Genomic DNA, 22687 nt, shown 5'->3' on the forward strand with positions numbered 1-22687 from the left:
CCGTGGCACCCACTTCACCGGCGGGGAGGTGTCCTTCCACCAGGCCGGGTTCTCTGGCGGGGAAGTGTCCTTCAGTGCAGCCCTAGGCAAGTGTCCACCCAGACTGCTCGAAGCAATCGCGCGCGGAGAACCAGGGGTGGTGGTGTTGCCCCACCAGTGGCAGCTGTCAAAACGATGAACAGGAAGACCCAGACGCATCTGCTGATGCACCTAATCTCTGACATCTCGTGGCCGCGCCTACTGTCATCTTCGCGTCCGTCAACAGGTGCGGCGCCGGGCCGAACCCCAACAGCGCGGCCACTGCCCGGCGTCCTTCTCGCCAGGGAGCGCGTTAGCCGACCGGTGGGGTCCACAATGGCCGATCAGTCGATGTGCCGCCTGAGATGTCGACCGCGCACTGGGTAGGGAACCGCTCCGGTCCGAACCTCACCCGGAAGGCAGGGGCGAATGGTCGACGTGCTGGTCATCGGTAGCGGAATCGCAGGTACCGCCGCAGCTCTCGCGCTGCACAAGGCGGGCGCGTGGGTCTCGGTCTACGAGGCGCACCCTGACAGCGGGGCCGATATCGGCGCCTTCCTGACCCTGGCCGGCAACGGGATGACGGCCCTGGCGCAGTTCGGCGCGGACAAGGAGGTCACCCGGCACGGCTTCCGCCTGACCGCGATGCGCCTCACCGATGGCAGCGGAGCGGAGATCGCCACGTCCCCGCTCGGCCGGGCCGAGGACCCGCTCAGCCGGTACCGCTGCATGCGCCGCGCCGCACTGTGCCGCGCACTGCGGTCGGAGGCCCGGCGCCGGGGGATCGAGGTGCGGCACGGCAGGCGGCTCGCCTCCGCCGTGGAGACGGCGGGCGGTGTCGCGGCGACCTTCTCCGACGGGGAGACCGTCGAAGGCGACCTCCTCGTCGGCGCCGACGGCCTGGGATCCGTCGTCCGGCCGCTCATCGACCCCGGTTCGGTGCCGCGCCGCTACGCCGGGCAGAACATCTTCTACGGGTACTCCACCCGCGCCGATCCGCCCCACACCTCCGAGCGCATCGAGATGATCCGCGGCAGTGCGTCGTCCTTCGGCTACGCGGTCTCACCCGAGGGCGAGACCTCCTGGTTCGCCCGCCTGCCCGGGGATGAGTTGCCGACCACCGAGATCAACGGGGTCCCTCCCGAGCACTGGCGCCGGCACCTGCTCGATGCCCTGCGAGCCGACACCACCCCTGCCGCCGACATCGTCGCCGCGACGGACGGTCCTGCCATGGTGACCAACGCCTACGACCTGCCGGTCGGCGGTACCTGGCACACCCGCAGGATGCTGGTCATCGGCGACGCGGCCCACGCCGCCTCGCCGGCCACCGGCCAGGGCGCGTCCATGGCGCTGGAGGACGCGGTGGTGCTGGCGAAGGCCCTGCGCGACACGGACAGCATCGCCGCGGCGCTCAGCGCCTACGACCGGCTGCGCCGGGTGCTCGTCGAAGGCAACACCCAGCGGAGCGCCGAGATGACCCGGGGCACGGCTCACCGCGGCCGCGTCACACCGCCGAACGGATCCGCCCTCAAGGGAGACCAGCACCTTGACCGCCACATGGCCTGGCACGACCGCCTCCCCGTAGCGGACACCTGACGGCCGGGCGCTGCCATCACGCTCGTGCGTTCTCGGGACGCGGGGTCGGAGATCACTGACATCCCCGTGGCCGCAAGCACTGTCATCTTCGCGGCCGTCAACAGCGGCCCTCTGTCTGGGGCGGATCGCGGTGCACCCTGCCCGCGTCCCCGGACGCGCAGGGGCCGGGGTGGTCAGCGGGCAGGGCACACCGCCTCGATGTCGGGGCGAGCGTCTGCACGGAGGCGTGGAAGAGGTGTTCGGCCGGGGATCACTGCGTAGTGCCTCGGTGTGATTCATCAGTGACGTAATGGGGTGCAAGAGGTTGCGCTGGGGGCCTCGGAAAGTGTCAGGGGTGCAGGGAGTTGCGCATCGGTGCTGGAAGGGGGAGGTGGCGCAACTCCTTGCGCCTGGGTTTTGGGGAGCTGCAGGAAGACCACCGCGGGGTCTAGCGCCAGGTCTAGTGCGGGGTCAACCTCGAAACCGCCCCCCAGACGGCCCCCAGGCTCGACAGACTGGCCTCATGCACCCAGAGGATGAACAGCACCAGCAGGACGCGGGCTCCACCCCGCAGCCGCGGGGGCGCGGCGGGCTGGAGGCCGCGATCCGGGGCGCCTTGACCCGGCCGGTGTCGGGCGCTGCTGCGCACTGGGGTGGGCCCCGGCCGCAACGCCCCGTCGAACCCGTGGATGTTGCCGGAGGGCCGGCGCCCGGACGCCTCCCCCCGACCTGACACACGAATACCCCCGGCAACTACTGGTTGCCGGGAGCGGAAGAACGGCAAGGAGGCTGTGGTGGCACAGCGCAGAGGCGGTCTGGGGCCGCGCGGCGGGCAGTGGGTCGCAGCGGCGGCCGCGACCCACGTGCACGACGCGGAAGTCGTCGACGACGAGCGCCTCGCTGTTCCGGCCGGGACCCCCGCCCTGCTCTCGCGGGAGGAGGCCGAGGACGTCCTGGAGGTCCTGGACGCTGTCGCCGCGGCGACCCAGGCCGGGCCGGGACGCGCCCGCTGCGAGGAACTCGCACTGGTGCTCCGCCAGCGGCTCCGTGGGCACCCCGGGTCCTGACCCCGGACACACGAACACCCCGGCAACCTTTGGTTGCCGGGGTGTTTTTGTCACGCGGATGGCCAGTGACGTCACGTGACTCACCGCCCTCCGGTGGCGGCGAGTAGGTCAGCGAGGAGTTCTCTCCTTTAGATGCACGTGCAGATGCACATGCATATGCTTGTGAGATGAGTTTGAGGTCAGGAGAACGGGGGGTTGGGGCCGGAGGGAGCCTTGGCGGGCTCGATGATCTCGGCCGGGTGGGCGCGAGGGCTGGGCAGGTAGACGACGCGAGACGTCTCCTCGAAGGAGACGGGTCCCAGATCCGGGAGGGGTTCGGCCTCAGGAACGTCGTCGATCAGTGCAAGGTCGTGATCGAACTCGTCGAGCCGGTCGAAGGTCTCGCGCTGGGCCCTGCTGATCTCGATCTCGGTGTCGGTCTTGCGCATCGACAACTGGTGGAGGGTGTCCTGGAGGGTGTGGTGTTGGGACTTCAACCGCCGGAGTTGTTGCCTGAGTTCCTCGATTTCGGCCTCCCGCTGCTCAGCCGCCAACCGTGCTTTGGACTCGTGTTGGCGTGCCTCTTCACGGGCCTGGCGCAGGATCTGCTCGGCCTCGCTTCGCGCTCGCCAGATCATTTCCGAGCCCTCTTTGCTCGCCTTCTCCCTGGCCTCGTCCACACGGTGGCGGGTCGTCCCCACCCCGCCCAAAGCCGTGCGCAGCAGTGTCTCCAGGTTTTCCACCCGTACCTCTGGGCTCACATCGCGGATCACCCGACTGCGGCTCGGCATCGAGGTCGTGTTGGTGTGGGGGCAGGTCTCCACGGGCAGAGGCATGTCCTCGCTGGCCTTCTTCCACAGCTGGATGAAGCGCCCTGTCTCCTCACCCAGGTCCCGGGGTGGTTGCGCCAAGGGGACGAGGGCCTGGATGAAGGCGGTCATGGTGGCCCGGTCGGGGAGTCGCGGTTCGGTGACCACCTTGTGCAGGGTCGCCCGGGAGATGGTGTCCGGGCCGCGGCCTCGGTTGACCTCCTTGGTGACGTTGGACACCGAGAGCTTCCCCGAGTCCACGTGTAGTTGGTAGAGCTCGTCTTTGAGCGTGGCCAAAGGGCCCTTAATTCCCTGTGGCCGCTTCCAAGAGGGCACGGCATTCCTTGTCTAGATCCGTCTACTTCCCCGCATCTTAATGGATCTCGGGCCGTCTTTTTTCGTCTCCAGCCGGGAAACCCTGCGGTTAAGGGCTTTCCTGGCCACTATCGTGCTTAGCAGGGAGTGGGACCGGGCACTCAGGCACACCCACATATCGGGACAAAAAGTGCATGCGGAACGCCATGGGGCATGGGAGAAGGTGGAGCTGGCGACCACCGAACCCGCCTTTTGCGTGGTCATGCCGGTGCCTGAAGGCCACATCCGGTCAGTCGTTGCTGCCAGGGCGGCAGTCACCCCTTCGCCCCCGGTCATGCCGAGGGGCGCCTCTGACCGAAACCCACGACCGTTACCTCACGGTCGGGAAAGATAATTCAAGCTCGAATGAATATGTCAATTGCTCTGACAACTACCGGAAAACCGGGAGAATCCCAAGATTGGGGTGAAGGAAACAAAAAACGACCGGCCTTCGGAGATGTGGAGATCGGAGAAGGCCGGTCGTTCGCCTCAAAAAAGAGGAACTTCCTCACTGTCAATGTTGGCTCAGCGTGGAAGCGCCTTACTGTACCAAACCCGCGCGTACAGGAGGTGCGGGTTCGGTGAACGCTCCTGTGGGCATTGACCTGCGCCTCTACCTGGCCTTCCTCACAGCCTGCCTCAGCGGAATCGGTGCCGGTCTCCTTTGGTACTTGGGTGGAGACAATCCGTATCACGCTGTGATCAAAGGTGTCTTCGCGGGCGGCGCGGTATTCACGGCCGTCCTCTTCCTCCTGAGGTCTGGTGCCCGCCATGACTGTGGCCCCCACCCTGGTCAAGGTGAGAGTCAGGAGGGAGCTGATTAAGCCGATGCTCTGAGTTCCTAGTGGTGGGGAGGGGGCAGGACCCCCTCCCCACCACCCAGGGAACAGGATTTTTCGACGTCAAAGAACCTGGAGCATGTGATTTCGGACGGTCAAGAAGTGCCCCTAGCGGCTGTCAGGCGAATCCGCCCACTGGCCGCGCCCGGCCGTGGCAGGCTCGGTTCCATGAGCGAGACCACCTCCTCCACGGCCCCGACCGTGCGCCTGATCGGCGGGCCGCCCGACTGGGACGGCCAGGTGCTGACCCACGTCACCGAAGCAGAGCTCGCAGGGCCCCGCGCCGCCTTGGGCGGCTACCTGGTCAGCTCCTGCGTCCCCGCCGGCCACCCCGACCCCGGGGCTCGCGCGGCCTACGAACCTGGCAACGAGCCGCTCTCCCCGGGGTTGTGGTTCTTCCAGGGGTGGGTGCCCTACTGGTCGCAGGCCTCTGATGAGCGCCGTGGTGAGCACCACGAGCTGGTGGGCGTGGAGAGCGACGCCGACTACCTCCCGGTGGCCTGGGTGGACGATGACGGAGCCCGTCACCAGATCGACCGGATCCTCGTACACCGGCCCGCGACCGGCGAGGACGACCTGGCGCCGGATGCCTGGCACGTGCGCAGCGGCGAGCGGGACTGGGAGCTGCTGTACGAGTTCCCCGACCACTGGAGGGCCGCGCCGCTGCCCGCCATCGAGGACCAGGAGCACGACGGCCTCGGTTGAGTCCGGCCACAAGAACGGGTGTGCAACCACTGGTTGCATACCCGGCCCCTGGTGGTGCTGGGGGAGCCGGCTGGAATCATGAGGCCTTGAGCGAACGTCACTTCGGGCATCGACGACATCCCTGCCGGGTGGGTCAAGGCCGAAAGCACATAGGGAAGCTGCTGGTTCACCGGACCATTCAGGGCGCGGATCTTGACGGCGTAGAGATCCCAGAAGTTCTCTACCGCACCAGGGCCCTTAGTAAGGGTTGCTCCCTCCCCGGGCCGGGAACGTGTCGAAGCGGTGCGTGCAGCCACCCCCAGACCACGAACGGAGCCGCCGTGGGCCTCTTCGATCGACGCCCCACCCCCGAGCAGCAACTCGCCCTCCAAGAAGAACAACGCCGCCGGGCCGCTGAGAACCAGGTCCTCATCGACCGTCGTGAACAGCAAGTGCAAGCACGCCGGATCCGCCAGGTCCGGGTCACTGCGGTCGACGTCCCGGAGATCAAGAGCATCTGCCTGTCGGCCCTGCACGCCATGGACTCCTCTCTGCTGTCGCTCGAGAAGGTTCAGATCAGCGAGGCCAAGCTGACCCGCGGAGGGGTGGTCATCCGCGGGTTCCTCCACAGCCACGCCATCGACCACAGCACCAAGGCACCTGCGGCAATGCGTTCGGCCTTGGAGAACCTCGGATTCGTCGTGGACAAGAACTTCGGAACGGACGGCGTGATCGTCACCGGCTGGGACCCCCTCCACTACGAGGGGGACCAGCTCACCGCCGGGCGGGTGAAAGTCCGCGTGACCGAGCTACAGGAGGTCCATGAGGACCTGCTAGAGCTGGAAGCCTCCCAGGTCGATGTCCACGATGTCTGAAGTGGCTCCAGCACCCGGCCGAGGCCAGCTACTCGACCCGGCGCCCTGGGCACGGTGCTCCACTGACCGGGCCACCATTGACGACGTGATGCGGACCTCCTGAGGGCAGCCGTTGCCCTTCCTCGTCACAGGTGTTTCAGGAAGGCATGGGCGAAGCGCTGGAGTTCCTTTGGCCCGAGTCCGGAGGCCAGCTCCTTGTAGACCTGGTCGGCCAGTACCTCTGGCTCATCCCAGGACAGGTCCAAGGTCAGTTGCTCTGGACGCGAGGAGGCGCGCTTCTTACCCGTGGGCTCAGACTTCTGTGGGGCCGGTGAAGGCTTCTGCGGCGGTACGGACTCTGGAGAAGGGCCATCCTGGGGGGCGGAGCGCTCGGGTTTTACGCGGTAAAATTCCTCCTGCTGTTCCCGGTGCGCGGGCAGTTGCTCCTCGAGGGGAAGCTTGCCCAGCTCGCGGGCCTGGGCCAGCTTCAACGCTCCCCCCTTAAGCGCCTGCTGTAGGTCCGGGTGCAGGTCCAGCAGGATGAGGCGCTGGGTGATCCACCCGTTGGACTTGCCCAGCAGTGCGGCCGCCTGCGACCGGTTCAGGCCGTGACCCAGGAGCTTGTTGATCTCCCGGGCCTCCTCCAAGGGGTGCAGGTCCTGGCGGTGGATATTCTCGGCCAGCACTGCCGCCCGCAGCGCGATCTCGCTCTCGTCCTCCTCCCCGCGGGGCGTGCGCACGTGTACCGCGACGGTCTCCAACCTGGCCTGCCGTGCAGCGGTCAGGCGGCGGTTGCCATTGACCACGACGAAGACCGCCTCGCCCACCGCAGCCTCGTGCTCAGGATGCACCTGGAGATAGGCGTGTCGGGGGATGACGTGCAGAGGCTGCAGCAGCCCGTGCTCCTTCAAGCTGTGTGCGAGCTCGTCCAGTTCCCCCAGGGACTCGCGCGGATTCTCAGGGTTGCCCACCAACTGCTCCAGCGGCACCCGGGCCGGATCCGCGGGGGCCTCGCCGGCGGCTTGGGAGATGAGTTGGCGGCGCGCGCTGGTGGCGCGCCCGGCGGCACCGAAGGAGGCCGAGCGGCCCAACTTGTCGGCCTTGCTCACGACAGCGCCCCCGCGATCTTGCGCATGGCGACGGCCTGGGCGCACTTGGGGTCGTAGACCAGCAGCCCTTGCTTGCTACGCACGGCCTCGCGCTGTTCCTTGCGGTCGGGCACCACCGCGATCACCGCCGGATCGCCGATCTCCTCCCACGCCTGCAGCGAGGAGGTGGCGATGAACCCACGGCGGCTGTCGTACATATTCACCACCAGCCCCAGGTAGTCGATCTCCAACCGCATGTCCTGGCGCAGGTCCTCGATCTGTCCGGTCAGCAGGGTGAAGGCGTCGGCACTGGAGTCCTCGGCCTGTACCGGGATCACCACACCCGAAGCGCCGGTCTTCTCCTCCGGACGGCGGCGACCGTAGTAGATGGCGCTGTCCATGGCCAGCCCAAGGCTGGGCGGGCAGTCGATCACGATGACGTCGAATGCGGACTCGAGCGGCTCCAGGGCCCGTTCCAACGCGGCCTCGCGAGCACGGATGGTGGAGAGCTTCACGTCCAGCACGAACCCGTCGGCGCAGGCCGGCAGCAGGTGAAGCCGGTCGCCGAAGCGCTCGTCTGTGATGGGCACGACGAGATCGGCCAGGTCTCCCTTGGCCTCGCCGGTCATGTGCTTGACCAGACTGTCGCTGTCCAGACCTAGGTTGTCCACGCCGAACTGGGTGGTCAGGTGGCCCTGGGGGTCGAAGTCGATCAGGAGCACCCGCTGGCCGGGGCCGCCGTACTCGCTGCCTTCGGCATAGGCCTGGCCTACGCCGGCGGTCAGGGAGGTCTTGCCCACACCGCCCTTCTGGTTGGCCATGATCCTGCGCCGTGGGTGGATGGTTGCCACGTGCTCCTCCTGTGGGGAAGGGTGGTCGGCGAGCCAGAGCTCCAGTGCTTGAGCTAGGCCCTGGATGTAGGAGACTCCGCGGTCAATGCAGCGGGCCTTGAAGTCCTCGTAGACGCCCGGCGGCAGCCAGGTGCTGAACGGCGGGGCCCCGGAGGTGTCCACCGTGGCCCGAGGCACGGCTGTCTGCCAGGCCTGGAGTGCGTGGAAGACCACGTCCTGCATGTCGAGCCGGTACTCCGCGGCCCGTACCTTCACCCGGGCTCGTAGCTGTCCGGGCAGCTTGGAAGTGACCTTCTCCCTGTCACCGGGGATTGGTGATGCCATGGGCGTTACCTTACTAACGCCTAGTAGGGAGAGTGAAACTCATCCTGTTCGCGCCGCCCACTTTTTACCGCGTAAAACCCTCCGCTGCCGGAGACAGCAGAAAACCCCCGCAACGCGAGGGCTTCGCTCCAGAGGGGGCCTACTGCTGCTCCTCAACCTCGAGGATGGGCCTTCACGACGGCGCCTCGTAGCGCCACCTGCCTTGCTCGACCCGCACGTCTACGTTCTGCTGAGTACAGACCCACTGGTCGAGCAGCTCAGCCAACAACTGTTCCACCTCAGACTCAGGAACATGCTCCTCACTCTTGACGAGCTGGCGAACGCGAGCATGATTTGCAGGTCCCCACAGCTGCTCCGTGGTTGACGTGGTGCATGGGAAGCCCGTGGAGCACCGCGGTCAGGCAGTCTTCCCCACGCTGGACATGGCGAAGCCCTCCACGCTGCCTGGTGTGAAGGGCTGGTCGTCGTCAGGAGGGCTCGGCCCGAATCCAAGCATCGCCGTGGCTGCTGGACTTCTCAGGGTGTTCTCGAACCCACCGTTCGAGGAGGTCGCTCAACAGCCGTTCAAGCTCGGATTTAGGAACAGGGCCCTCGTTTCCAGCGAGCTGACGGGCCCACTGGTCCTCGTTCTCGTGGGCGGCCTGTGTGTACAGGGACTCGGGGTCTGGCATCACCATCTCCTCGCTCATTCCTCTAGGAGCGACCTGAGCTCTGCCACGGCGCGCTTGTAGTGCTGACGCACGGTGCTCTCCTTGCGGCCGGTGATCTCAGCGATCTCGCTGTAGGAGAACCTCTCGTCCGCGCGTAGCACGAAGGCCTCACGTTGGGCTACAGACAACTGCTTGAGCGCCACCAGCACTCGGTTCTGGTAATCGTGCGAGAGAGCCTGGTTCTCAGGGGTCTTCGTCATGCAGTCGGCGACCACCGGAACGTCCTCGCCGTTCAGCTCGGTGAGCCGAGAGCTCGAGCGCAGCATGGTCAGCCACTGGTTGCGTGCTGCCTTCATCATGTAGGCCGCGGGGCGTTCCATCTGAGGGCGACTGTCGCAGATAGCGACCACAGCGTTGTGCATCGCGTCCTCCGCTTCCTGAGGTGTGGCCCCCAGATGGATCAGAGAACGTCGTATAGGGAGAGCGAACTCGACGAAGGTCTGCTGGACCTCGGCGTAGAAGGAGGTGGTGAGGGGGGCCTGGCTGAGCACCTCCAGGCCGCGCTCGCACGCTGGGACGTGTCTGCTTCGGTGTAAAGCCAAAAAGCCACAGAGGCAGAAAGACACAAAGCTGGAAAGGTGGCTTTGTGCGCAGCTCAGATGGGGGAAGCAGGCCAGGAGTCGCCCTGACGCTTTTTCCGGGGCCGCCGCGCCCAGGACGGGTTGGGCTGGGCGAACTTCGGGTTGGTGGCGATGCCCCAGGCCGCCAGATCGCGGGAGCGCCACAGAAACGAGCTGCGCCGGCCGAATTTTCCTTCGTCGGTGGCTGAGCGCCGCATGCGCCGCTGGGAGTCTCCGGCCAGGGCTTCCCAGCCCCGTGACAGGACCTCCTCGCGGTGGAGTGAGAGCTCTCGGTTGCGGGGCCGGTAGCGCCGCACCGTGCCGCGCTCCTGGCCCTGGTGCATGAGGATCCAGGTGTGTCCCTCTGCTGGGCCCTGGCGGCGCAGGGTCCAGCCGGGGCCGATCTTTGCGCTCATGTCGACCTCTTTGGCGGTGCTCCCCTTCGCGGGCTCCTCGCGCAACACGCTCTGGGCGCTCAGCTGGCGCACGGAGCGGGGCTGGCCGACCTCGGGGTACATGTGGGCGTACTCCTCGCGGTGGGCCAGGATGTGCTCCCGTCCGGCCTCGGTGAGCCAGCACCTCTGACCGGTGGCCGCGAGGAATCCACGGCCCGACTCCTCACCCAGGCGCTCCTGCCAGTGGGCCTCCTCCCCGCCGGCGACGGCTCCGGTCGGCCCGGCGGCGGCGATGCGGAGCAGGTGCTCCCAGAGCGACTGCGAGAGCGGACTCCACCGCGACCACGACACGGCTTCGGGCGCTGCCGGGGCCGGGGTGTCGACGGCCGCGGGCGTGATGCCGCAGATGTAGGCGGCGGTGGGGTCGAGCAGGTGCTCCACCACGCTCTGGCGGGTGTGGTGGAAGCGCGGGCTCAGGATCGCGATCTCCCCCAGGCCGCCGTCAGCGGCCGCGCGGGCCCCGCACCACTGCTGGTAGTCGGCGTCGCGCCACACGAACCCGGCCAGGCGCCCACTGTGCAGGACCCGCCACATCCGGGCCGCGCCCACCTCGAAAACCTCCGCCTGCTCGGCGGCGACCCGCTCCAGGCGCACGTCCTCCTGCGGGGCGCCATCGGGTGCCTGCTCGTGCTCCTGGCCGTCGCCGTCGAAGGGCAGCTCGACCGCGTCGCCGGGGCGGGCGGGGCGGGCGCCGGGCAGGAGAGGAGCCGCCTCGGGCATGGACCGCCACGGGCTGGTCCACTCCAGGGCCTGGACCACCTCCCCGTACACGGTGCGGGACAGGCCCCGGTGGGAGGTCCACCACCCCACCACGGGCGGGCTCCCCTCGATGCCGGTGGCCACCGCCTCCACTTCGGAGCCGTCGGCCTCGCGGATGCGGGCGCGGATGCGCCATTCCTGGGACGCGGGCCGGTCGGTCCCCCACACCAAGGCGGCGGTCTCCGCCAGGGGAGGGGGTGGGGGTTGGGGAGCGGCCTCATTCGAGGTGGCGTTTAGGGAACCGGACGCGCTCTGGTCGCTGCCCTCACGGGACACCCCGGGCCGGTGCGGGTCGTCGGGAAAGGTGCCATTCCACGCTTCCCGGACCGTGTCGGCGTCGGTGTCGTAGACGTCGGCCATGGACAGGCGCACCTTCAGGCCGTTGAGCGCAGGCTGCCAGGACAGCGGCATCCGACCGCGTTCGGCGTAGGACAGGCTGGCGCGGTTGGTGGCGATGCCCGTGGCGGGGTCGATGTGCTCGCCCAGGGCGGCGGCCGCGGCCGCCATGGTCAGGCCAGCGCTCACCCGCAGGCCGGCCAACCCGGGTGGGAGGTGCTCTTCGTCGACCAGGTCGGCGACGGTCACGGAGCAGGCGCGGGCCAGCGCGGCCAGCCTCCCGATCTCGGGGCGTTCGGCGCCGTTCTCGTAGCGGATGACCTGGCGGCGGTCGGTGCCCGCCGCGCGGGCCAGGGCGGCCTGGCTGAGTCCGGCGGCGAGCCTGGCGTCGCGTAGGGCTTCGGGGTCCAGGGGCGGGGCGGTGCCGCGGGCCATCAGGGGGTCCTCTCGGGTCGTCGGCGCATGAGTTCATCCTAAACCCCACGTGGCTTTTACGTAGCGCTAAATCCGGAAGGAATCCTCCTCGGGGTGGGCTTTAGGTAGCGCCGGTTTTGGTTCCGATGTTCCTCGCGCCCCGGTCAGCCCCGGCTAGCGCTCGTGTGGTCGCTGTCCGGATGCGGCAACCCCGGCTCCCTCGAGAGGCTGGGCGCTCTACTGTGACGGCCATGCGCTCACCAACCCCCCGCCAGTGGACTGCGATCGCCATCACTGCGGTGGCCTTGCCCGCGCTCACCTACACCGCCTGGCCGCTGGGCCCCTTCCTGGCCGACCTGGTGCCCCAGGCCCTACCGCTGGGTCGCATCCTGTGGGGGCTGCTCTTGGCCGCCGCCCTGGTGGCCGCAGCCGTGCTGGCCCGCTCGGGAGGCCGGGGAAGTCCGGTGTGGTTGGGGTGGCTGGTCATCGCCGCCTGGGCGTTGGCCATCGCCGCAGTGGCTGGGATCGTGCTCGTGGTCTGGCTCATCCTGGACTCGCCCGGTATGGACGCAGTCCCCCAGCTCTCCCCCCAGCAGCTGGACGCCATCGCCACCCGCGCCTTCGCTGTCGTGGCTGGCCTGGGCGGTGTCGCTTTGCTGGTGATCGCCTACCGGCGCCAGCGCACCACCGAGAACGGCGAGCAGCGCGAGGTCACCAAGCTGTTCACCGAGCGCTTCACCACCGCCAGTCAGCAGCTGGGCAGCGAGCACGCCGCGGTCCGGCTGGCCGGTGTGCACGCGCTCGCCCACCTGGCCGACGACGCCCCCGAAGGGCGCGAGGACCTAGTGCAGATGGTCATCGACGTGCTGTGCGCCTACCTGCGCATGCCCTACACAGCTGAACCCGAGGCCCTACCGAAGAACGCCTCCAAGATCCGGCGTGAGGAGCAGCGTGAGCGCGAACTGGAGTTCGGATCCTTCCGCGAGGTGCGCCACACCATCATTCGCATCATCGGCAACCACCTACGCCAGGACACTCGCTGGCGCGGCAAGGACTACGACTTCACTGGCGTCGTCTTCGATGGCGGCAGCCTGTCCAGAGCCCACTTCACCGGGGGGTTGGTTTCTTTCACTCAGGCCCGGTTCATCGGTGGCCTGTTCTCCTTCTATGGGGCCCACTTTGTTGGCGGGGAGGTGTCCTTCGATGGGGCCCATTTCAGGGGTGGAGAGGTGTTTTTTGACGAGGCCAATTTTGCTGGGTCGGTCTCCTTCTTTGAGGCTCACTTCGACAGCGGGGATGTGTCCTTCGACAGGGCAGAGTTCACCAGCGAAAAGGTGATTTTCATCAAGGCTTGCTTCGTTGGCGGGTCGGTGACCTTCACCGGAGCTCAGTTCACCAGCGGAAGGGTGATGTTCGACTGGGCTCGCTTTGTTGGCGGGTCGGTGACCTTCACCGAAACCCGGTTCACCGGCGGGGAGACGAGCTTCGTCCAAGCCCACTTCGGCAGCGGGGAAGTGGGCTTTACTAGGGCCGAGTTCACCAGCGGAAAGGTGAATTTCCTTATGGCCCAATTCATAGGAGGGTTGGTGACCTTCACCCAGGCCCAGTTCACCGGCGGGAAGACGATTTTCAGCCGAGCTTGGTTCGCTAGCGGAAAAGTTTCTTTTCTCGGGTCTCACTTTAGAAGCGGAACAGTGGTCTTCGATAAGGCAGAATTCACCGGAGGTACGCTCGATTTCAGCTGCACTTCGGGGCAGCAACCACCTGGCCTGCCCGATTCGTGGTGGGCCAAGGCCGAAGGAGAAGACCCGGATCCCGATGCTTCCTAGGGGTCCCGGTAGTTCTGGCGGAAAATCCAACGGGAAGCGTCTGGATGACCCTCTGGCCGCACTGGTAAGAGCATTTATCGGCGGTCAGAACCGTGCGATACCGGGACGAACCACACCAGACCGCTAGACCACTCCGAATGGTCGGATTGGTCTACCCCCTGACCTGCAAGAACACAGGGTTACCGTTGGATTTTCCGCGCCCGATACCGGGACTCCTTCTCGATGCGCCTGCGCACCCTGCCCTCCCCCGACCTGGTGGCCGCTGCCCAGGCCGATACGGACCTGGACCGCATCGGACGCCTGGCCGTGCTCGGACTTCTGGATGACATGCGCCGGCTGTGGGAGGAAACCGAGGCGGCTGCGTTCGCCGCCGCCCGCGACTCCGGCGCCCCGGGGGTGCGGCTTCCTGGGCCCAGGTCGGGGCGGTGCTCGGGATCAGCCGCCAGGGTGCCCAGGACCGTGGCAAGCGCCGTGCGGCCGGTGACCCGTCAAGGCTGGCTTGGCGCTAGATCCTGGAGCGCTCCTCCTCGATCCCCAGAACCCTCAGGCCCCCAGAAACTCTCTGAACAACCGCTCCGACTTCGCCACCGTCCCATCCTCCACCAGATACTCGCAGTCCCCTTCACTCCACGTCTGACCGTCACACCCATCCCAACGCAGCATGAACCGATCATGCCGAATCCGTGGCCCGAGACGTTCCCGAAGCTCCAGCGTGAAGTCAGACACGTCATCGCTCTCAGCGTCCTCTGTGACCTGCTCGGCATACATCACCGTCGCGTACTCCACGACAGCCAACTCACCGAGCTCAACCGCACGATTGCATTCAGAGTCCGTGTTGCCGTAGAACACGCTCCCCAGCTCCAAAGGCTCACAGTCCTTCGGTGAGAAGTACCGGCTGGGCATTTCCAGCTCGACGCCGTGGAGGTTGTCGATCAGGTACTGGCCTACATCCATGCCCGTGATCTCGATCAGGTTTGGGCGCTGGTCATCTTCGGACTCTTCCGCGGCTTCGAGGGCTTCGCTGACTGCCTGGTTGATCTGAGCGTCGATGTCCTCTTGGGATGGTCCGCATCCGAGGACGAGCAGGACGGGAATCAACGCGGCGAGCAATCGGGGTCGGTGCATGGGGGATCTCCTTGGGGCGGCGTCATGGTTCTGACGTTGGGGGCGAGAGGCTGGTTGTCCTCGGCCTACCGGACCTGGCCGTTGCCCCTTTCCGGCTTATCTTGTGAGCGGCCGCAGGGCGCTCAGGCTCCACCGAACGCGTCGCGGATCTGCTGCCAGAAGGTGACCGGGCCCCGATCGCTGGCGCCACCCTTTTCACCCGTTGCCTTCTCAGGTGGGGACGGCGATTCGGCGTCATCGTCATCCTCAGCCCTCTCGCGTCGGAGCCGCCACTGCTCGGCTTCCTGGGAACGACCATCCTCCTCCAAGAGGCGGCTCAAGCTGCTCATGGCACTGGTGTCGCCGGCTTCGGCGCCCTGGCGGTACCACTGCTCGGCCCCCTGAAGATCACCCCTCCTCTTGGCCAAGCGACCCAGGTAGTAGAAGTCTTTGGTGTCTCCGGCTTCGGCGCCCTGGCGGTACCACTTCTCGGCCTCCTGAAGGTCGCCCCTCCTCTGGGCCAAACGACCTAGGTAGTGCAGGGAGCTGTCATCGCCTGCTTTGAGGGCGCGCCGGTACCATCGCTCGGATTCCCACAGGCGGCCGGCATCCTCCGCTAGGAGGCCCAGGTGCCACATAGCGTGGGTGTCTCCTTCTTCGGCTCCTTGGCTATACCACTGCTCGGCGTCCTCAAGCAGACCGGCCTGCTTAGCCCAAAAGGCCCGATGCGACCAATAGCTGGAGTCATCGGTATCGACACTTTTGCGGTACTTCTCCGCGGCTTCCTCGCGATCGAGGGCCTTCTTCGCCAGAGCATTCAGACTCTCCCTGGCATCGGTGTCGCCAGCTTCGGCGCCTCGGCGGTACCACTGCTCGGCCTCTTGGAAACGGCCGAGTTGCTCCAACAGGCGGCCCAGCCATTCCAGGGCGTAGCTTTCGCCGGCTTCGGCGCCCTGGCGGTACCACTGCTCGGCCTCCTGGAATTTGCCCCTGTCCTTAGCCAAGTTGCCCAGGTCCCACAGAACCCCGGTGTCGCCGACTTTGAGGGCGCGCTGGTACCACCGCTCGGCTTCCTGAAGACGCCCCGTCCTCTCCGACAACCTTCCCAAATCGCTCAGCACATCGGTGTCGCCGACTTTGAGGGCGCGCTGGTACCACCGCTCGGCTTCCTGAAGACGCCCGGCTTCATTCGCCAGATGGCCCAGGCTCGACATCGCACCGGTGTCGCCGGCCTCGGCTGCGCGGCGGTACCACCGCTCAGACTCAGAAGCGTCGTCGTCCATGGCAGCCAGGACAAGCATGGCCCGGGTCTGGCCCGCCTCCGCAGCGACTCGGCACACCTCCAAGACCTCCTCGTCCTGGCCCAGGTCCTGCAGCAGCTCGACAAGTTCGTCCAGGTCCTCGTCGTCATCCTCCTCAAAAGCACGGCGGAGTCGATCCAGCAGACTCTCGTTGCGGGGCGGGTTCTGCGACTTGCGGGCTCCCCCGTCCTGGTGAGGGTGATCAACGGCCGAAGGCGGCTTCTCCTCTTGCGCGGACTCCTCCCGCTTCGGTTCGCCGACATCCCGCACAGCGCGGGAGTTCTCCTCTGTGGGGTCTTCCGGTGCGGTTGGTTCCGGGGACCGGTCCTCCAGTGCCGCGTTCTGCCACAGCCCCAGCATGCGGGCGACCTCGGCTTCGACGTCAGCGCCGCGGACGACCTCGGCCAGAACCTCGGTGATCATCTCGACCGCACCCTTGGTCGGTAGGTCCGGTTTGGTGAGGGTGTCGTGGACCTTGGTGTGGGACATGGGCACCCCCTTGGCGTCCAAGGCCCGCCGGATCTCGCGGGAGGAGGGCCAGCCGGCCCGGTGGTGCAACTCGTGCAGCGCGCGGTTGAGCTCACCGAGCGGGCCCGGGGGCAGGTCGGGGCGCTTCCAGGGTTGGGGCACACCAGCTCCTGTGCGGAAGAGGGGACGAGGGGTGGTCCTGGGGGTGTCCGGAACTGTCAGACATCCTGCCAGCACGGGCTTCCCAGCACCCGGAACTGTCAGTGTTCGGCCGATCTTGGCCACCGGTGTCCGGGACCGTCCCCGCCCTCCCAAAGCGGGCTCAGGCTGATCCCATCCCGATCCGCCCACCCCGTGATGGAGGAACCCCCGATGCCCGCACACACCCTTTCCGAACCGGCCCTGGAGCTGGTGGTCGCCCTCCTGGGCACCGCCGACAGCTGGCCGCTGCTGCTGCTCGTCCTACTCGTGGTCGTCCCGGCTGTGTGGTCGCGCGATGCCCACCGTCGCCGTCGGGCTCGCCACGTCCTGCGCCTGATGCGTCAGCCCCGTGGCGCTGACGAAGAGCCCCGCCCGTAGAACCTGGACCTGGCGCTGACGGAAGACCTTCGTTGCCCCTCTGCGGCCTACCTTGTCGACCCTCCCAGACCGGCGCCGATACGCGACCAGGAGAAGCCAGCGGCGCTGCACTCCCCCTGGGCAGATCCCCGAATTTGTTTCCCTGCAAAGCCATTCTATGAAATTGAATAGGGGGGCCAGGGAGCCGAATATTGACTTCGTTGGAAGAGGGACTTCCAACGCGGTAAAACGGACGACACGAGCACGCGCGGGAAGCGCTAGCATTCTCTTGTCCAGATTTTTCTGGGATCCACACATCTGTGATCGGAGTTCTTCCATGCCCAAGAATCCTCGGCGCCGCGGCTCCCTCTGCCTGGTCTCGATCTCCCTGTCTGTGCTGCTCAAGTGGCTCCTTGGCAGGGCTTTGGAGTGGGTGATCGACAGCAGGTAACGGCGGACGAACCTTCAATGCTCCCCACGAAGGTGGTCCGGAACATCCTCACAGGATGCGCCGGGCCACCTCCTTCTATGTGGGGTTGACCCGGAAGTCAATATCCGGCTTCCTGGACACCCAATTTGCTCCCGGTGCACACTGGGATAGGTGAAGAGAAAGGCCCCCTCAGAGAGGGGGCCTTTCTGCTGGGTGTTTACTCAGGAGGGCACCCAGCCCTGGAAGGTCCACACGGTGCGGGTGTCCTCGGCGTCGGGGGCGTAGTGGGCGCGGGCGTCGTCGGGCAGACCTTCGGGGATCTGGTGGCTGGGGGTGATGAGGTGGCCGCCCACGTCGGCCAGGGCGCGGTCGTGGACCTCGGCCCGGTCGAACTCGATCTCCGCCCCGTCCCACTCGGCCGGGCCACCGGTCAGGCGCACGGTGACCTGCTTGCGGGGCCGGCCCGCCTTGGCGTCGGCCACGGCGCCGGGCCAGCGGGACCGGGCGCCTTCGCGGCCGATCCCGACCGCGCGGCCCAGGTCGGCGTAGGTGGCCGGGGCGCCGTCCATGCGTGCGGCCGCGAAGGCGTTCTCCTTGCTCTGGTGGGCCAGCTCCTCGGTGAGGATGTCGATGGCGGCCAGGCGGGCCAGGTGGTGGTCGCGCCGGGCGGCGGGAGGTTGCTCGAACAGGTCGGCGGAGCTGGGGACCGTGCCGTACAGCTCGGTGGTGAGCAGGTCCAGGACACGGTCCAGGGCCTGGTGCAGGTCCAGACGGAGCGCGACGCTCTGCTCGTGCCACACGCGGGGGGTGATGTTCTCGGGCACGGGGTGCTCCTCGGTGTCGTCGGGGCGTGCTGATTAATGTCAACGGTAGCTGACATTAGAAGGATTGTCAGGAGTTCCTGACATTTTTTCCGGCCCGTTCTGACTTCCGATAAGTCAACCTTCTCGCACGCCAGCCGATAAACGAGACGATGCGTCTCGTGAGGAGGGCACAAGGATGCCCCCGCAACCATCGGTTGCGGGGGCGTCGCATTGTCGGCAAGTTGTACTTTCCGATTTTCTGCCTCATGCTGGAAGCGGTAGTTCATGCGCGCGCATCCACCAGGCGTGGACTACCGGCGAATCTCTCCGGGACCAGGAGACCCCGGAGAAACGTCAGGTTCGGATAGTCCGCCATCCCCTCAGAGAGACGAGCAGTTCCCATGAAGAAGACAGAAGGAAGGCGTCGACGGCGATCGGTGATGCGTCGCAAGAACCAACTCACCCTGCCTCGGGAGGTCACCGAGGCGCTGCACATCCGCGAAGGCGACGAGGTCGAGTTCGATATCGGTGAGGACGGCCAAGTCGTGCTGCGTGGCATGACTATGGTCCCGGCCGATCAGGCCTGGTTCTGGGACCGGGAGTGGCAACGGGGTGAACGGGAGGCCAGCGAGCAGATCGCTGCCGGCCACACCGAGGAGTTCGAGGACGCGGAGTCGATGTTCGACGCTCTTGAACAGGAGCGCTGAAGAGTAGTTGGCCACGTTCGCTACCACCCCCCGCTTCAAGGCGGACTTCAAGAAGCTGACCAGGGAACAGGCCGCGCGCTTTCGGCGCGTGGTCACGGGCGAGTTCGCGCCCGATGTACAGAAGGGGGAGTTCCGGCCCGGCCTGCGGGTCAAGGGCGTGCAGGGCGCCCCGGGGGTCTACGAGATGACCTGGGCCCCTGACGGGCGGGCCACGTGGGAGTACGGGGACGAGCGCTTCCCCGGAAAGCCGCACGTGATCTGGCGTCGGGTGGGCACCCACGCCATCTTCAACCCCGGCTCACCCTGACCTCGAACGCAAAAAGGCCCCCGAGCAACCAGTGGTTGCTCGGGGGCCTTTTCAGATTCTCGACCTCGACCGAGGCCTACGCGTCGTCTTCGCTCGGTTCGGACGCGAGCTTGGTCGCGGCCGCCAGGGCCAGGGTCGCGTGCACCTGGGCGGTGGACGCCAGGACTGCCGCCCGGGCGGGGTCACGGTCGACCTGGTCGGCTGCGTGCCCGGCCAGCCGCTCGGCCATCTTGCGCGCGGAACGGTACTCGCTGTGGTGCTCGAAACTCATGCAGGCTCCTGTTCGGGGGGTCAGTGCTGCCGGTCAGCGTAGAGGGCCAGGCCCTGGCGGGCCGCGTGCAAGCTCGACAGGAACCGGTCGTCCCAGGAGTAGTACAGGTCGATGGTGCTGTCGGGGAAGGCCAGCCCCTCGAAGTCGTCGGCGAGCACCTCGCGGGAGCGGCGCTCGGTGCTCAGGTCAGCGGTGCGCAGCAGCTCGTCGATCTCGGCGTAGTCCAGGTCCAGCTCGTGGTGGGCCTCGTCCAGCAGCCACTCGGCGAACGAGACGTAGTTCCAGGAGCGGGCGTCGCCGGCGGTGAGCTTGTCGGCCCAGTAGACCGGGTCGCCCTCGGTGAAGGCCATCGAGGCGACGATGTCGTCGGCGCCGTTGACGAACACGAAGTCGCACCCGTCGAACCTGCGCACGAGGAACCCGCCGGGGAAGGTGTGCACCTCCCAGCCGGTGGCGCGGCGGAGGAACGTCAGGTGCTTGTGGGCGCCCTGGTCCAGGACGACCTCCATGGTCGTCTCGGTAGCGGTGTCCGTGGCGGTGGTGGTCATGGCCTCTCCTTGGAGTTGTGGGTTCAGGATGCCGCCCTGGCGCACGGCCGGGGCGGCGTTTGGGGAAGTGCTGAAAGGCCCGCCCCAGCGTGGGGCGGGCGGGGGTGTTCAGGCGTCGGGGTCCTCGGGCCGGTCCGGGGCCCGGCACATCGCGGCCCACTCGGCCGCCATCCGGCGCGCTTCCTCGAGCGAGACGCGGGGTTTGCTTCGCGCGGCCGGGGGCGTGGTCAGGCGGGCCCGCGGGGGTCGGTACTCCCGCTGGGCCTGCTCCATCTCGTGCCGCAGCCGCCGCACCTCCGGGCAGGTGGGGCTACGGCGCAGCCCCACCGCCCCCAGGTGGCGGCGCACCTGGGGGAGGGTCTTGACGTCGTGGGTGGTCACTGTGCTCTCTCCTTTTCAGAACAGGGCGGGCTGGTCGACCTCGGCTACCAGGCGTTCGGAGACCGCGGTCAGGGCCAGGTGCGGGCGGCCGGCGAGCCAGCGGTGGGCGTGGTCGGTGTGGGTCTCGCACAGCTCGTAGACGTGCTCCCGCTCGGGTGCCTGGTAGCGCAGGCGGTTGACCGGGTCCCGCTCGCAGGCCAGGTTGGCGCAGGTCGTCATGGCCGCCCTCCCAGCCAGTACTCACCCGGCGCGGTGCTGTACGCCTTCTCGGCCAGGGCCAGGTCGTCCTCGCTCAGCCAGGGCAGGAGCCCGGCCTCGAACAGCAGCCGCAGCCAGACCGCCTCGAGGGAGGCGTCGGGCTGGTCGGCCGCTACGCCTCCGGACCGGTAGTGGGCCAGAGTGGTTCGGGCCATGGTCCGAACCTGGTCCGGGGTGTACCAGGCAGCGCCCTTGGTCTCGCCCGGGGCGGCGGTGACGGTGCCTTCGGCGGTGGCCCTGGCCAGGTGCCAGTAGTGCCCCGGGCGCGGGGTGGCGGGCAGGGACGCGCACAGGTTGGGCAGGTGCCCCTCCCACAGCAGGCCCGACCCGGTGACGGTCAGCCCGACCTCTTCTTCGACTTCGGCGACCAGGGCGGCCGCGACGTCGGTGTGGGCGTCACGCACGTGGCCGGCCACGGGGGCGGTGCCCTTGGGCCACCAGCCGCGGGTGATCATGAGCAGCCGGTCCTGGGCGTCGGTGATGAGGACGCCCACGCTCGTGCCGCAGCAGCGCTTCATGGTCTTCGTGGTCATACTGGGGGTGCTCCTTTGGGAGTGGCCCGCCCCGGTCCCGGTTCGACAAACTGTTCAGGGGCGGGTCTTTGTGTGTGTGGACCGGGCGGTCCCCCCGCCCACCGGCCCCGTTCGCGGGGGTCGGTGGGCAGAGGCAGTGCCCGGGTCAGGCGGTGACGGTCACCGCGGTCGTGGTTCCGGCGTGGCCGTAGACGCCCTGCCCGGGGAGCTGGTCCCGCTCCGGCGGGGTGTAGCCGGGCAGCAGGTCGGCGGCCACCGCCGCGGTGGTGCCCCGCACTCGACCCAGGGCCAGGTACTGGCCGTGCACGGCCAGGTGGCAGCGCAGCACGTCGTCGCCGAACTCGGCCAGGCCGGGGTGGTACACCCGGGCCACGATCGAGATTCCCAGCTGGGTGGCCCGGCGGATCAGGGAGACCCACTGCCCGGGCGCGGCCCGCAGGGCGCGGGCCCCGTCGACCAGGACCAGCCCCACCGCCGGGTCGGGGTCGACCTGGCCCAGGAGCCCGTCCAGGTCGTGGACCAGGTCGCCTGCGTCGGTGCAGCGGGCGGCGTTCCAGGGCGCCTGGTCCCAGACGGGGTCGAGGGGGTGGTCCAGGGCGATGATGGCCGAGCGCACCCCGGCGGCACGGGCACTGGTGGCCAGGCGGGCCAGGACGGTGCTGCCCCCGGACCCGGTCTGGCCCACGATGAGGCCGTGCTGGGGGCGGCCGTCCTCGTCGGTCAGGTGCCAGGACAGGGGCTGGCCGTCGGGGGTGGTGCCCAGGGGCAGGGTGATCGCTCGGGCGGTGGTGGTCGTGGTGGTCACGATGTTCTCCTCACGCGGTAGGTGGACCGGGCGGTCCCCCCGCACGCCCCGCAACCAACGGTTGCGGGGTGAGCAGAGCCAGCGCCCGGGTCAGCGGTGGTAGAGCACCACCTGGGGGCGCCTGGTCCGGTTCATCTCCCAGCGGCCGATGCGCGCGAACTGATCGAAGAGGGCCAGCACCACCAGGGCGGCCGCGGCCAACAGCAGCGCCCCCACCGCGCTGGGCGCGGTGATGATCAGCGCGCTGGGCAGCAGCCACCCCATGTGCCAGGCCTGGTCCAGGTGGGGCGCCCCGCCCCGGCTGTAGTAGCCGTGCTTGCCCAGCACCCGGGCCAGACCTTCCAGGGTGTGGCGCCGGTCGGCCCAGTAGTGGGTCAGCGCGTTCACCCCCAGCCCGGCGGCGAGCTGGAGGGCGCCCAGGGCTCCCTCGTGGTGGCCCGCGACGGCGACCAGGACCAGGGCCAGGAGTTGGCACAGCACCACCCCGCCCGTGTGGGCGGCGCACGCCCGGCGCCCTTCCCAGCCGCACTCGCCCTTGCGGGTGGCCTGGTGGTCACTCTGGGCCCAGTGGTCCGCGACCCAGTGGCCGGCCAACAGGGCGGCGAACACGATTCCGCTCTCCATGCGTCTTGCTCCTTACCGTGGGTGATGTCCGCTCCGGGGGTGGGGCGGGTTGTGTCGTTGTCTCGGTGGGTGGCCGGCCCCGGG

Annotated in this window: 24 protein-coding genes; 8 read left to right on the top strand and 16 right to left on the bottom strand. The window is 67.9% G+C overall.

Annotation, left to right across the window (positions count from 1 at the left end):
* Positions 1-447 precede the first annotated feature (447 nt).
* The gene (locus tag D458_RS0131950) at positions 448-1614 is read left to right on the top strand and encodes an FAD-dependent monooxygenase (RefSeq protein ID WP_017590791.1); all 1167 of its coding nucleotides are present in this window, start codon (positions 448-450) and stop codon (positions 1612-1614) included.
* A 773-nt stretch (positions 1615-2387) separates the two neighbouring features.
* On the top strand, positions 2388-2660 hold the full coding sequence (locus D458_RS0131960) for a hypothetical protein (RefSeq protein ID WP_152521304.1): 273 nt from the start codon (positions 2388-2390) through the stop codon (positions 2658-2660).
* A 179-nt stretch (positions 2661-2839) separates the two neighbouring features.
* Here D458_RS0131960 and D458_RS34635 read toward each other — a convergent pair whose 3' ends face one another.
* Entirely contained in the window at positions 2840-3745 is a 906-nt protein-coding gene (locus D458_RS34635; protein WP_017590793.1) for a DivIVA domain-containing protein, read from the bottom strand.
* A gap of 1064 nt (positions 3746-4809) precedes the next feature.
* On the opposite strand from D458_RS34635, the gene D458_RS0131970 reads away from it, so the two are divergent.
* Complete coding sequence (locus tag D458_RS0131970) at positions 4810-5346, top strand: hypothetical protein (protein ID WP_017590794.1); 537 nt, start codon at positions 4810-4812, stop codon at positions 5344-5346.
* A gap of 320 nt (positions 5347-5666) precedes the next feature.
* Positions 5667-6200 carry a hypothetical protein gene (locus D458_RS0131975; RefSeq protein ID WP_017590795.1) on the top strand — a complete coding sequence of 178 codons (534 nt, stop codon included), beginning with the start codon at positions 5667-5669 and terminating at the stop codon, positions 6198-6200.
* A gap of 125 nt (positions 6201-6325) precedes the next feature.
* Here the strand turns inward: D458_RS0131975 and D458_RS34640 are convergent, their stop codons facing one another.
* The 5 genes from D458_RS34640 to D458_RS35040 all read right to left on the bottom strand — a co-directional run bounded on the left by D458_RS34640 (position 6326) and on the right by D458_RS35040 (position 11697).
* Positions 6326-7288 (bottom strand): ParB/RepB/Spo0J family partition protein, encoded by a 963-nt coding sequence (locus D458_RS34640; protein ID WP_017590796.1) that lies wholly within the window; start codon positions 7286-7288, stop codon positions 6326-6328.
* On the bottom strand, positions 7285-8442 hold the full coding sequence (locus D458_RS0131985) for a ParA family protein (RefSeq protein WP_026119889.1): 1158 nt from the start codon (positions 8440-8442) through the stop codon (positions 7285-7287). The genes D458_RS34640 and D458_RS0131985 overlap by 4 nt, the downstream gene beginning before the upstream one ends.
* A 467-nt stretch (positions 8443-8909) precedes the next feature.
* Positions 8910-9131, bottom strand: coding sequence for a hypothetical protein (locus D458_RS0131995; RefSeq protein ID WP_152521305.1), 222 nt, complete (start codon positions 9129-9131; stop codon positions 8910-8912).
* Positions 9128-9718 (bottom strand): RNA polymerase sigma factor, encoded by a 591-nt coding sequence (locus D458_RS35035; RefSeq protein ID WP_338037053.1) that lies wholly within the window; start codon positions 9716-9718, stop codon positions 9128-9130. The genes D458_RS0131995 and D458_RS35035 overlap by 4 nt, the downstream gene beginning before the upstream one ends.
* A gap of 29 nt (positions 9719-9747) precedes the next feature.
* On the bottom strand, positions 9748-11697 hold the full coding sequence (locus D458_RS35040; protein WP_017590801.1) for a helix-turn-helix transcriptional regulator: 1950 nt from the start codon (positions 11695-11697) through the stop codon (positions 9748-9750).
* 230 nt (positions 11698-11927) lie between these two features.
* On the opposite strand from D458_RS35040, the gene D458_RS34655 reads away from it, so the two are divergent.
* Entirely contained in the window at positions 11928-13505 is a 1578-nt protein-coding gene (locus tag D458_RS34655) for a pentapeptide repeat-containing protein (RefSeq protein ID WP_017590802.1), read from the top strand.
* A gap of 543 nt (positions 13506-14048) precedes the next feature.
* Here the strand turns inward: D458_RS34655 and D458_RS0132015 are convergent.
* Together D458_RS0132015 and D458_RS34660 are read right to left on the bottom strand one after the other, a co-directional pair.
* Positions 14049-14630, bottom strand: coding sequence for a hypothetical protein (locus tag D458_RS0132015; RefSeq protein ID WP_017590803.1), 582 nt, complete (start codon positions 14628-14630; stop codon positions 14049-14051).
* Positions 14631-14752: 122 nt separating this feature from the next.
* Complete coding sequence (locus tag D458_RS34660; protein ID WP_017590804.1) at positions 14753-16540, bottom strand: tetratricopeptide repeat protein; 1788 nt, start codon at positions 16538-16540, stop codon at positions 14753-14755.
* Between the two features lie 210 nt (positions 16541-16750).
* On the opposite strand from D458_RS34660, the gene D458_RS0132025 reads away from it, so the two are divergent.
* Positions 16751-16957, top strand: a complete 207-nt coding sequence (locus tag D458_RS0132025) for a hypothetical protein (RefSeq protein ID WP_017590805.1) — start codon at positions 16751-16753, stop codon at positions 16955-16957.
* A 630-nt stretch (positions 16958-17587) separates the two neighbouring features.
* On the opposite strand, the gene D458_RS0132035 is transcribed toward D458_RS0132025, so the two are convergent.
* A complete protein-coding gene (locus D458_RS0132035; protein WP_017590807.1) occupies positions 17588-18190 on the bottom strand; it encodes a hypothetical protein in 603 nt (200 codons plus the stop codon).
* A gap of 419 nt (positions 18191-18609) precedes the next feature.
* Between D458_RS0132035 and D458_RS0132040 the strand changes: the two genes are divergently transcribed.
* Both D458_RS0132040 and D458_RS34665 read left to right on the top strand, forming a co-directional pair.
* Entirely contained in the window at positions 18610-18876 is a 267-nt protein-coding gene (locus D458_RS0132040; RefSeq protein WP_017590808.1) for an AbrB/MazE/SpoVT family DNA-binding domain-containing protein, read from the top strand.
* A 7-nt stretch (positions 18877-18883) separates the two neighbouring features.
* On the top strand, positions 18884-19183 hold the full coding sequence (locus tag D458_RS34665; protein WP_017590809.1) for a hypothetical protein: 300 nt from the start codon (positions 18884-18886) through the stop codon (positions 19181-19183).
* 76 nt (positions 19184-19259) lie between these two features.
* Here the strand turns inward: D458_RS34665 and D458_RS0132050 are convergent, their stop codons facing one another.
* From D458_RS0132050 to D458_RS35045, 7 genes are all read right to left on the bottom strand, one after another.
* Positions 19260-19454 (bottom strand): hypothetical protein, encoded by a 195-nt coding sequence (locus D458_RS0132050; protein ID WP_017590810.1) that lies wholly within the window; start codon positions 19452-19454, stop codon positions 19260-19262.
* A gap of 20 nt (positions 19455-19474) precedes the next feature.
* Positions 19475-20002, bottom strand: coding sequence for a hypothetical protein (locus D458_RS0132055; RefSeq protein WP_017590811.1), 528 nt, complete (start codon positions 20000-20002; stop codon positions 19475-19477).
* A 108-nt stretch (positions 20003-20110) separates the two neighbouring features.
* On the bottom strand, positions 20111-20383 hold the full coding sequence (locus tag D458_RS0132060) for a hypothetical protein (protein WP_017590812.1): 273 nt from the start codon (positions 20381-20383) through the stop codon (positions 20111-20113).
* Between the two features lie 15 nt (positions 20384-20398).
* Positions 20399-20602, bottom strand: coding sequence for a hypothetical protein (locus D458_RS0132065; protein ID WP_017590813.1), 204 nt, complete (start codon positions 20600-20602; stop codon positions 20399-20401).
* Positions 20599-21174 carry an NUDIX hydrolase gene (locus tag D458_RS0132070; RefSeq protein ID WP_017590814.1) on the bottom strand — a complete coding sequence of 192 codons (576 nt, stop codon included), beginning with the start codon at positions 21172-21174 and terminating at the stop codon, positions 20599-20601. Before D458_RS0132070 ends, D458_RS0132065 begins: the two co-directional genes overlap by 4 nt.
* 145 nt (positions 21175-21319) lie before the next feature.
* Positions 21320-21979: a hypothetical protein gene (locus D458_RS0132075; protein WP_017590815.1), complete on the bottom strand. Its 660-nt coding sequence runs from the start codon at positions 21977-21979 to the stop codon at positions 21320-21322.
* 90 nt (positions 21980-22069) lie between these two features.
* Positions 22070-22603 carry a hypothetical protein gene (locus tag D458_RS35045; protein ID WP_017590816.1) on the bottom strand — a complete coding sequence of 178 codons (534 nt, stop codon included), beginning with the start codon at positions 22601-22603 and terminating at the stop codon, positions 22070-22072.
* Positions 22604-22687: the final 84 nt, after the last annotated feature.

Origin of the sequence: Nocardiopsis ganjiahuensis DSM 45031 (assembly GCF_000341085.1) — a bacterium.
GTDB lineage: Bacteria > Actinomycetota > Actinomycetes > Streptosporangiales > Streptosporangiaceae > Nocardiopsis > Nocardiopsis ganjiahuensis.